This is a genomic window from Rothia sp. HMSC062H08, from assembly GCF_001810775.1.
In the GTDB taxonomy this organism is placed as follows: domain Bacteria; phylum Actinomycetota; class Actinomycetes; order Actinomycetales; family Micrococcaceae; genus Rothia.
The window spans coordinates 349,688-360,178 of the sequence record NZ_KV802668.1; the positions used below are offsets into that span (position 1 = coordinate 349,688).

Annotated in this window: 9 protein-coding genes; 8 read left to right on the top strand and 1 reads right to left on the bottom strand. The window is 60.9% G+C overall.

Translation table 11 applies throughout. The features are described from left to right. The first annotated feature begins 1 nt into the window (after position 1). Complete coding sequence (locus HMPREF2765_RS06510) at positions 2–2,200, top strand: flagellar motor protein (RefSeq protein ID WP_070604784.1); 2,199 nt, start codon at positions 2–4, stop codon at positions 2,198–2,200. A gap of 124 nt (positions 2,201–2,324) precedes the next feature. On the opposite strand, the gene HMPREF2765_RS09395 is transcribed toward HMPREF2765_RS06510, so the two are convergent. Then, positions 2,325–3,038 (bottom strand): M23 family metallopeptidase, encoded by a 714-nt coding sequence (locus HMPREF2765_RS09395; protein WP_246824934.1) that lies wholly within the window; start codon positions 3,036–3,038, stop codon positions 2,325–2,327. A 435-nt stretch (positions 3,039–3,473) separates the two neighbouring features. Between HMPREF2765_RS09395 and rpsB the strand changes: the two genes are divergently transcribed. The 7 genes from rpsB (at position 3,474) to dxr (ending at position 10,233) form a co-directional block, all read left to right on the top strand. Continuing rightward, complete coding sequence (gene rpsB / locus HMPREF2765_RS06520; protein WP_005508818.1) at positions 3,474–4,271, top strand: 30S ribosomal protein S2; 798 nt, start codon at positions 3,474–3,476, stop codon at positions 4,269–4,271. Between the two features lie 153 nt (positions 4,272–4,424). Continuing rightward, positions 4,425–5,255 (top strand): translation elongation factor Ts, encoded by an 831-nt coding sequence (gene tsf / locus HMPREF2765_RS06525; RefSeq protein WP_005508816.1) that lies wholly within the window; start codon positions 4,425–4,427, stop codon positions 5,253–5,255. 195 nt (positions 5,256–5,450) lie between these two features. Then, entirely contained in the window at positions 5,451–6,194 is a 744-nt protein-coding gene (pyrH, locus tag HMPREF2765_RS06530) for a UMP kinase (protein ID WP_049345691.1), read from the top strand. 294 nt (positions 6,195–6,488) lie between these two features. Beyond that, the gene (gene frr / locus HMPREF2765_RS06535; protein ID WP_044150664.1) at positions 6,489–7,046 is read left to right on the top strand and encodes a ribosome recycling factor; all 558 of its coding nucleotides are present in this window, start codon (positions 6,489–6,491) and stop codon (positions 7,044–7,046) included. Between the two features lie 6 nt (positions 7,047–7,052). After that, positions 7,053–7,961 carry a phosphatidate cytidylyltransferase gene (locus tag HMPREF2765_RS06540; protein ID WP_070604786.1) on the top strand — a complete coding sequence of 303 codons (909 nt, stop codon included), beginning with the start codon at positions 7,053–7,055 and terminating at the stop codon, positions 7,959–7,961. Positions 7,962–8,180: 219 nt separating this feature from the next. Further along, positions 8,181–8,768, top strand: a complete 588-nt coding sequence (locus tag HMPREF2765_RS06545) for a cell division protein DivIVA (protein ID WP_049341682.1) — start codon at positions 8,181–8,183, stop codon at positions 8,766–8,768. Positions 8,769–8,907: 139 nt separating this feature from the next. Then, complete coding sequence (gene dxr, locus HMPREF2765_RS06550; protein ID WP_070604789.1) at positions 8,908–10,233, top strand: 1-deoxy-D-xylulose-5-phosphate reductoisomerase; 1,326 nt, start codon at positions 8,908–8,910, stop codon at positions 10,231–10,233. The last annotated feature ends 258 nt before the right edge of the window (positions 10,234–10,491 follow it).

A 10,491-nucleotide genomic window follows, 5' to 3' on the forward strand; every position in this document is an offset into this window, starting at 1 on the left:
TATGCACGCGATGACTCACGCCCCGAGCGCGCCGACTCGTCAGCGCTGGATGTTCCTGGCGGTTCTGTTGACCATTGCCGCCCTGATTCTGAGCGCCTGCAGCGCAAAGATTGAGACCCAGCTGGGCCTTGAGAGCGCTGAGAAGGGTACCCGCACCATTCTGGTTTCCTTCAACATGAAGGATAACCAGGACAAGGTTAAGGGTGGAACCCAGGCACTGGATGCGTCCGTACGTAAGCACCTGCCCGAGGGCCTGGAATACGAAGGTATTCAGTCTGAGGGTGACAAGGCTCGTGCGACTTTCAAGGTATCCTTCTCCTCCGTGGACGAGTACCACTCCAAGGTGACCTCTCTGCTGAAGGCTTCGGGCTCCGACATCAAGCCGCAGATTAGCATCGTCAACTCTGACCAGGGTCTGGTGCAGGGTATTCAGGTGAAGGAAAACTTCAGCTCGGGCGATCTGCTGGGCTGGCTTCCTGAAGCTCTGGTAGTGGACGGTGTTGTGTCTGCTTCCAATAAGAACAGCGTTCTCAGCAGTAGTGATGAAACCACTGTGAAGTTTGGCGAGAAGGAAGTGAAGAACTCCGGTGGGTCTAAGATTTCCGCGAAGGATGTTCAGGACCGCGGTTTCCGTAACGTCATCCTTGACGTGAAGGAGAAGGACGGCGGTTATGACGTCGCCATCTCCTTCGTTGCGAAGGAAATCATGAACACCGAGACCGCCGCTGCGGTCGACGCCTACCTGAACCAGGTCAAGCCTGAGGGCTCCGAGCTGAAGAAGGGCCTGGAGTCCTCGCAGGCGAAGGCATATGCTCCTTCCGCATCGACCGCCAGTGCGAAGGAAGAAGTGGGTCGTACCCTGACCTTTAGCGCTTCTTCGATTGAGGACCTGGGCAGCGGTCTCAAGAAGCTGTTTGGCGCAAGCAGCACTGATTTCTCCGCCAGCCGTGAGGTAGTGGCGAAGGATAACACCTTCACCGTTCAGAAGAAGATTTCGGGTCTGCTGGACTGCTCCCTGCTGTGCTCCCCGAACGGTGATGGCTTGACCCTGACCATCGTGGACAGCAACGACAAGTCCTACATGGTTGACCCCGAAGGCCGTGCTAGCTCCTCCCGTTCTGGCGGTAGCAGCACTCTCATCGCGGTTGACCGCGTTTCTTCGCGCCAGATCGAGATGAAGAGCATGAAGGTCGCTACCTCCCTGGGTCTGGACGGATCCATGGAAGCACGTTTCCTCTACGCATTCCCGACCGAGGATGTTGCGGGCGCTGAGCAGAAGCTCAAGGACGTTTTCGCGGGCGGCAGCAATGACGAGACCGAGGTCCGCCAGGACGGCGACTCCACCATCGTGAGCGTGAAGGTTCGCGGTAAGGACCAGAACGAGTTCAACCAGCGACTGAACGAATACATGCCCGATTCGAAGGTAACCGTCACCCGCCCCGGTGGCTACCACCCCTTCGGTTCCGACTACACGGTTACCCCTGAAATCAAGCTCTCTTCGAAGCTGGGTAACTACTACTCGGCTCCCTTCGAGTTCACCTTCAAGGCTCCGACCTTCTCCTCGCTGGACCAGCAGAAGGTAGATGCCGCGAACAGCCTCGCGAAGAACTCTCAGCACGTGCAGCTCACTGTCAACGGCGGCGAGCTGAGCGTCAAGACTGACCGCGGTGTCAGTAGCACCTCCGGTCTGACCGTTCCGGCATCCGGTTTGAGCATGACCGACGTAATCGTGGACGCGGTTATTGTGGGTCTGCTGCTGCTCATCCTGATTCTGCTCTTCCTGTTCCGCAAGAAGATCGCGGCGGCTCGTGCAAAGGGCCGTGAGCGTCGTGCCGCTTCGGCTGCTGCGCTGGGCGCGGCGGCTGGTGTTGCGACCGGTTACGGCGCAACCCAGGCTGACGCACAGAACGGCTACCCGGCACAGGGCGGCTACGCTGCGCAGAATGGTTATGCTGCTCAGTCCGGTTACCCGGCGCAGAACACCGCCTACGCCGCGGGTGACGATTCGCCGACTCAGGTGTTCACCCCGCAGCACGGCCTGAACTACGGCGAGAATGAACCGACGAAGGCAATGCCTGCGTACGATGCGCAGGCTGCGCAGCCTGCACAGCCCACCCAGCCGGTTCAGCCCGGTCAGACTGCTCAGCAGCCTGTACAGCCGAACCAGTTCGGTGCTGATGACGGTGACGTCCTCCAGTAAGTAGCTGCCTCTAGCACCCCGCTAGAGAACGCAATCTAGGCTGGATTCTGTGGCCCGTTGCCTCCTTCTTGGGAGGTGACGGGCCACAGCTGTATCTGCGGCTTGTCGCCGTTAGTGCCTGCTCCTAATACCCGCCCGGCACGGGTAGCAGAATGCTCGGTTCCTTCGACCTCAGCAGGCTCATGGGGTTGATGTACTCGGCGTCCTTGCCGCTGCCGTCTCCGCGGGCGCCTCCCTGGCGTACGCCCCAGTACAGGCACGCGGTGGAGCACCGCCGGTAGGGGCGCTCGCTGTTGCCGCCCGCCGTGACTGCGACGGTGCCGATGACCTCACCGGCTGCAACCGTGGTGCCGACGGTGAGCGCCTCGTCCATGGGTTCGAAGGTGCTGCGCCGCCCATCCGGATGCGCAAGGACCAGCACTTTGCGGTTGACGACCGTGCCGCTGAAAACCACTTTTCCCGGTGCCGGTGTGTAGACGCGCCGGTCGTTCTCGGGTACGGCAAGGTCTACGCCGCGGTGCCCTGCGCTCCAGCGTTGGGCGGGATTCTCAAAGGGGCGGATCACCCGCGGCCTGGATTCGGCGGTGGGGGAGCGGTAGCGTAGTCGGCTCGCGGTGAGCTCAACGGTGCCGGGAACTTGTGCGCTGTTGGGAACGTGCGCACTTGAGGTGGCACCCTCTGCGAAACCTGCCCCGTCTGTAGAACTGATCCAGCTCGAATAACCCTGACTACCCGCGTAGCCCTGCCCACCCGCGCTCACAAGTGCACCCAGCAGGCAGCACGCCGTCAGCATCGCGCGCCGTAGCGTTGTCGCTAATGTCATCATGTTCTGCTTCATCTTCTGAGCACATCACGAATTGCCCCGCCCCGCGGCACCTCACGAAAAATTGTGGATAACCCCGCTGTTTTCGCCTTAAAATCCTTTATCCACAGTGCCCCTGCACACACCCGCCGCGCCTGCGCAGGTTTTAACCCTAATCCGGCGGATTAATCGCGGAATATACGGTACAATGTCGTATTGCAGTGTGCCTGCGCGGGTATTCTCCTTCTGTGAGGGGGTTCCGCACAGCTTCACTGACGACGCGCGGCGTGAGCGGCATCCTCAAACGGGGAGCCGATAAGGGACCTTCGGTCCACCCATACGGGGTGGTTAGGGCCTGAGCTGAACGGGTAACCGTGAACGCTAACCGCCGCCAGGAAAAACTGATAACTACTATGCGCGTGTTGGGCTAGCCCGAATGGGAGGTCCGCGCGGCACCACAAAGGAGACGACATGCCCGTCGTAACTATGCGTGAAATGCTGGACTCCGGCGTTCACTTCGGTCACCAGACCCGCCGTTGGAACCCCAAGATGAAGCGTTTCATCCTGACCGAGCGCAACGGCATCTACATCATCGACCTGCAGCAGTCCCTCGCCTTCATCGACAAGGCATACGAGGCTGTTAAGTCGACCGTCGCACACGGTGGCAACATCCTGTTCGTGGGTACCAAGAAGCAGGCTCAGGAAGTTATCGCTGAGCAGGCAACCCGCGTGAACATGCCCTACGTGAACCACCGCTGGCTCGGTGGTATGCTGACCAACTTCAGCACCATCTCCAAGAGCATTGAGCGCATGAAGGAACTCGAGCAGATTGACTTCGACGATGTAGCAGGTTCTCGCTACACCAAGAAGGAACTGCTCCTCATGCGTCGCGAGTTCGAGAAGCTCGAGAAGACCCTCGGCGGTATCCGCAACCTGTCCAAGGTTCCCTCCCTCCTGTGGGTTGTTGACACCAAGAAGGAGCACCTGGCAGTTAACGAGGCTCAGAAGCTGGGCATCCCCGTTGTTGCTATCCTCGACACCAACTGCGACCCCGACGAGGTTGCTTTCCCGATCCCCGGTAACGACGACGCTATCCGCTCCGTCAACCTGCTCACCCGCGTGATTGCTGACGCAGTGGCAGCCGGCCTGATCGAGCGCAACGCTAAGAAGAACGGCAAGGCTGAAGCAGCTGAGGAGCCCATGGCAGCTTGGGAGCGCGAGCTCCTGGAGCAGCACGAGGCTGCACAGGCTGAAGAGGCAGCTAAGTAAGCTTTCTTAGCCCACTAAGCTTTATGCTTTGTGGCCCCCGCCCGCGGGGACCACGTTCGGACGGCGCCCGCCCTGACCTGGGCGCGGCGCCGTCCGCCATTTGTACCACCGGGATGTCATCCCGATTTATTACAGCAACACAAGGAGTTCACAATGGCGAACTACACCGCAGCAGACATCAAGGCACTGCGCGAGAAGACCGGCGCAGGTATGCTCGACGTCAAGAAGGCTCTGGACGAGGCTAACGGCGACCAGCAGAAGGCTGCTGAGATCATCCGCGTTAAGGGTCTGAAGGGCATCACCAAGCGCGAGGGTCGCGCAACCGCTGAGGGCCTGGTAGCTGCACGCGTTGAGAACGGCGTTGGCTACATGATCGAGGTCAACTCTGAGACCGACTTCGTGGCAAAGTCCGACCCCTTCATCGCTTTCGGCCAGAACGTGCTCGAGGCTGCTATTGCTGCTAACGCTTCCACCCTGGAAGAGCTGCAGGCTGCATCCTACGAGGGCAAGACCGTTGAGGAGCTGACCACCGACGCTGGTGCACTGCTCGGCGAGAAGATCGTTGTCCGCCGCGTTGCACGCGTTGAGGGCGAGAACGTTGCAGTTTACCTGCACAAGACCTCCAAGGACCTGCCCGCACAGGTTGGCGTTCTGCTGGCTGTCTCCGGTGAGAACACCGACGAGATCGCACACGACGTTGCAGTTCACATTGCTGCAATGAGCCCCAAGTACCTGGATTCCGAGTCCATCCCCGCAGACCAGATCGAGACCGAGAAGCGCGTTGCTCGCGAGACCGCAATCGCTGAGGGCAAGCCCGAGAAGATTCTGGACAAGATCGTTGAGGGTCGCCTGAAGGGCTTCTTCAAGGAGAACACCCTGCTCGATCAGGACTTCGCAAAGGACTCCAAGAAGTCTGTCGCACAGGTTCTGTCCGAGGCTGGCGCAACCGCTACCGCATTCGCACGTTTCCGCGTGGGCGCATAAGGACTCGCTGCAGTTCTGCCCTCCCGTATTGCGGGTTCCCGGTAAGGGAAGTCGTATGAGGTTGGGATTATAGCCTGAAGCCGGGTAGTCACCACTGGTGGCTATCCGGCTTTGCTGTATCCTTGATAAGGACTAGGCGGCAGGAGTCCGCCCCAATCACCCATAACAATCCCTAGGTAAGCCACTGGAGGAACCATGACTGAAGCGAATCCCCGCCCGATGCACCGTGACGAGACCGGCCGCCGCCGCGTTTTGCTCAAGCTTTCCGGTGAGGTTTTTGGTGGCGGTGAAGTCGGTATTTCTACCGAGGTCGTGCGCAGCATCGCTAAGCAGATCGCCGCAACTGTTGGCGAGGTTGAGACCTCCATCGTGATTGGTGGCGGTAACTTCTTCCGTGGCGCTGAACTCTCTCAGGCAGGTATGGATCGTTCCCGTGCAGACTACATGGGTATGCTCGGCACCGTGATGAACTCCCTGGCTCTGCAGGACTTCCTGGAGCAGGAGGGTATTGACACCCGCGTTCAGTCGGCTATCACCATGCCGCAGGTTGCTGAGACTTACATTCCTCGCCGCGCGATCCGCCACATGCAGAAGGACCGCGTTGTGATCTTCGGTGCTGGTGCGGGTCTGCCCTACTTCTCCACCGACACTGTGGCTGCTCAGCGCGCCCTGGAAATCCACGCAGATGAGGTTCTGGTGGCTAAGAACGGCGTGGACGGCATCTACACTGCTGACCCGAACAAGGACCCCAACGCTGAGCGTCTGTACAACCTCACCTACGATGAGGCAATGCAGCGTAACATCCGCGTACTGGACCAGACCGCGTTCTCCCTGTGCCGCGACAACAACGTGACCATGCGCGTGTTCGGTATGCAGGGTGACGGTAACGTGACCCGCGCAATCCTGGGCGAGAAGATGGGTACCCTCGTTACTCGCTAACCCCTAATTTTTAGGTTGGGGCGCATGGAATGCCCCCTCACACTGTGACCGTGCCTGATGGTGCGGACTTATTCTGGACGGTACCGCGCGAGTAAGCGCTAAAACTCGCTTATGCCCGCCGGTACCGTCTAGACTTATATCAAATACGACGTTCTGCCTCTTTCCCGTCGACTTCGCCTTATTCCTCAGGTTTTCGCCTCGGATGCGCCGCGAACCGGTAGGGAACCGTGAGGGCTGAACGCGCACCCACCGACAATTCTGGTACCCCAGAATACCGACAAAGGAGATCCTTTCGTGATCGAAGAAATCCTTGCCGAAGCCGGCGAGAAGATGGAAAAGACCATCGAAGCAACCAAGACTGAGTTCGCTAAGGTTCGTACCGGTCGTGTGAACCCCGCAATCTTCAGCGGCCTGACCGCAGAGTACTACGGTGCGCCGACCCCGCTGCAGCAGCTGGTGTCCTTCAACGTTGAGGACGCACGTACCGTCAAGATCGTTCCCTTCGACGTGACCGCACTGGCAGCTATTGAGAAGGCTCTGCGTGACTCCGACCTGGGTGTTAACCCCAGCAACGACGGTGCAGCTATCCGCGTTGTCATGCCCGAAATGACCGCTGAGCGCCGTAAGGAATACACCAAGCTCGTCAACCACAAGGCTGAAGAGGCTCGTATCTCCATCCGTAACGTTCGCCGCCACGCTAAGACCGCTATTGACAAGCTGGTCAAGGACAGCGAAATCGGTGAAGACGAAGGCGCACGTGCTGAGAAGGAACTGGACGCACAGACCAAGAAGCACATCGACCAGGTCGACGCACTGTACAAGCACAAGGAAGCTGAACTGCTCGAGGTCTAAACCCTAATGAGTACACGCAAAGAAGCGAAAGAAGAGAGAGGCACGCCGCCTGCTCCACAGCCGAGCCCGCAGACCGCTGCAACGCCGGTGAAGTCGCGCAGCGCCAAAGCTGGCCGTAACCTGCCCGCCGCCATTAGTGTGGGCGTCGGTTTCGGCGTGCTATTGGTGCTGGGCCTGATTTACCAGCCGATTTTTGTGGCGCTTGCAGCTGCCGCGGCTGGCCTGGGCGCCTGGGAAATTGGGCACGTGCTCAATACCCGCCGCGGCTACGGCATCCCGGAATACCTGCTGGGTGCCCTGTCTGGCGCAATTGTGGTGGTGTCTTTCCTGTTCGGTTTTACCGGGCTGGGCATCGCCCTGGCGGTGAGCCTGCTGGCGCTGCTGCTCTCTTCTGCTCTCGTGCGTGCTGACCGTCAGGTCTCACTGGGTAAGTCTTTGAGCGGTAGCGCCCTGGCTCTGCTGTGGGTGCCGCTGATGCTGGGCATTGCCATGGTCTACTTCCAGACGGACCACGGCGAGCGCGGCATCCTCATGATTCTGCTGATGGCCATCTGCAATGACACGTTCGGCTTTATTGCCGGTGTGAATTGGGGTAAGCACCCGATGGCGCCGAAGATCTCCCCGAAGAAAAGCTGGGAGGGCCTGGCTGGTTCCTTCGTCGGCTCGGCGGTTGTTGGCGCTATCGCCTTGGCGGTCATGGGTTCGCCCTGGTATTGGGCTATTCCGCTGGCGGCGGTCATGGTGGTCGCTTCGACTGCCGGTGACCTGGTGGAGTCCGTGTTCAAGCGCCGTATGGGTGTGAAGGACATGTCGAATATCCTGCCCGGTCACGGTGGCATGATGGATCGCCTGGACTCGATTCTTTTCGCTGCGGCGGCTGGTTGCCTGATTTTCCGGTTTATTATGCCGCTCTAAAGCTTCAAGCTTTTATCGCTTATGGAGGCGGGGCGTTTCTTCCCACGAGTGGGGGAAGAGCGCCCCGCCTTTGCTGTATCCGGCTTTGCTGTACCCGCTGAATAGGGGCGCAGAAGTCAGGAAAGCAAGGGACTATATCTAAGACACCGCCCGCCAACCTTGCGTCAGGTAGCCTGCGCATTGGTATTCTTAAAGTTCAATCGTCGAGAGGAGCCCACCTTGGCAAGCACCACCCGCGGAGGCGGATTTGCCCGTGCAGCAGAAACCGAACCCGGCTACAAGCGTAGTGAAGTAGACCGCCTGTTCACCCGCCTCGCCGAGGACTACGAGAAGCTCAGCGGAGCCTCCGAACTGCCCGAAGACCTCTACACCTCCCGACGAATCCGCCAGGTCGTCTTCCGTGAAGAACCCGGCGGCTACCAGCTGGACGTGGTCGACCGCGCCCTCGAAAAGATTGAGGAACGCTTCGCCAAGCTCGAACGCAGCCGCTACATTGAGGCGTACGGCCTGGACAACTGGGAACGCTCCCTCGTCGAAACCGGCGAGCTGCTCGCCGGCCGCCTGGAACGCCCCGCCGGTGAGCGTTTCCGCCGCCCCAGCAAGCGCCGCCACATGGGCTACTTCGTCGGCGACGTGGACGCCATCTGCGACCGCGTGTACGCCCAGCTCAACAGCGAGGAGCCGCTGGACCCCTCCGTGGTGCGTCACGCAAAGTTCCGCCCCGCCTCGGGCACCGTCAGCTACGAGGAATCCCAGGTGGACGCCTTCCTGGACCGCTGCATTGAGCTGCTGCAGGATCTGCTCTAAAACGTATGTGTTGAATCCCCCGCCCCGTATGACAGGGCGGGGGATTCTTCTGCGCTGGGGTCTTCTGTGCTGGGCCTTCTAAGATGAGAGGCGGCGCCAGTACCCGAACGTACCCGCGAGCTCATGAGACACTAGAACCATGAAGTTTGGATCCTCAGCACGCGTCGGCGGCAGCCGCGACCGCCTCACCGACGCCCTCACAGAACTCACCCGCGCACCGCAGCGCGTCACCCTCCTCGGCTCAACCGGCTCCATCGGCACCCAAGCCATGGAAGTCATCGACCACCTCGCCGCACTCAAAGGCACCAGCGCCTCCGCCGCCGACGCACCGCTGAAAGTCGTCGCCCTCTCCGCAGGCTCCCGATCCCTCGAACTGCTCGCACGACAGGCAGTGCACGTGCGCGCCGAACTGGTCGCCACCAGCGGCACCGCCGACGACGCGCAGCGCCTCCGCGAACTCATCGAAGCGGCAGCCTCCGAAGCAGGCGCCACCGGCTACACCCCGCAAATCGCCCACGGTCCCGAAGCATCCGTACAGGCCGCAGCACACCCGGCAGACACCGTCCTCAACGGCATCACCGGATCCATCGGCCTGGAACCGACACTCACCGCCCTCAACAGCGGCTACCGAGTGGCACTGGCCAACAAGGAATCCCTCATCGCAGGCGGCCCGCTCGTACGCGCCGCCGTCGATGCATCCCCCCTGAACACCCCCATGGTGCCCGTCGACTCCGAACACTCCGCCCTCGCGCAGGCGCTCGCCTCCGGAACCGACGCAGAAATCGACCGACTCATCCTCACCGCATCGGGCGGCCCGTTCCGCGGCTACAAGCGCGAACAGCTACACGACGTGACCCCCGCGCAGGCGCTCGCACACCCCACCTGGGACATGGGCCTGGTCGTCACCACCAACTCGGCAACCATGGTCAACAAGGCACTCGAAGTGCTTGAAGCACACCACCTGTTCGGCGTGGACCTGGACCGTATCGACGTGGCGGTTCACCCGCAGTCCATCGTGCACTCCATGGTGCAGTTCGTGGACGGCTCAACCATTGCGCAGGCGTCCCCGCCGAGCATGGTTCTGCCCATCGCGCTGGGTCTGACCTGGCCGCACCGAATCCCCGGTGCTGTGCCTGCTTGCGACTGGTCGAAGGCTGCATCCTGGACTTTTGAGCCGCTGGACGAGGAAGCATTCCCCGCCGTGCGCATGATCAAGGACGCCGGCAAGGTCGGCGGCACTCACCCGGCAGTGTTCAACGCCGCCAATGAGGAAGCCGTGGCAGCATTCCATGCGGGCGCGATTCGCTTTACCGACATTGTCGATTCGGTCGCACGCGTGCTGGAGAAGCACACCGGCAGCGCTGAGGCTGTCTCTGACGCTGATTTGACTCTGGAGGCTGTGCTGAACGCGGAGCGTTGGGCTCGCGTTCGCGCGAATGAGCTGCTGGGTATGACCGGACGCTAAATCGCTTTTGAGGGCGGTACTTGCCCCCGGATTGGGACTTGGAAGGGTGGTGTTTGTTCTCGCTTCGCTAGTTGGGACGGCACGCCGCATGTTTCCTCCGCGCCTACGCAGGGGCACCCGTCGCACAGACGCTCCGCCCTCTCCTCGCTCCGCATCGGAGAGCGTCCGGGCTGACACCCTGAGGGCGCTTCCGGAAAACACGGCGCGCCGCCTCGGGTAGCCTAGCGTGCGTGGAGGGGCGGTGTCGTCCGAAAGTGA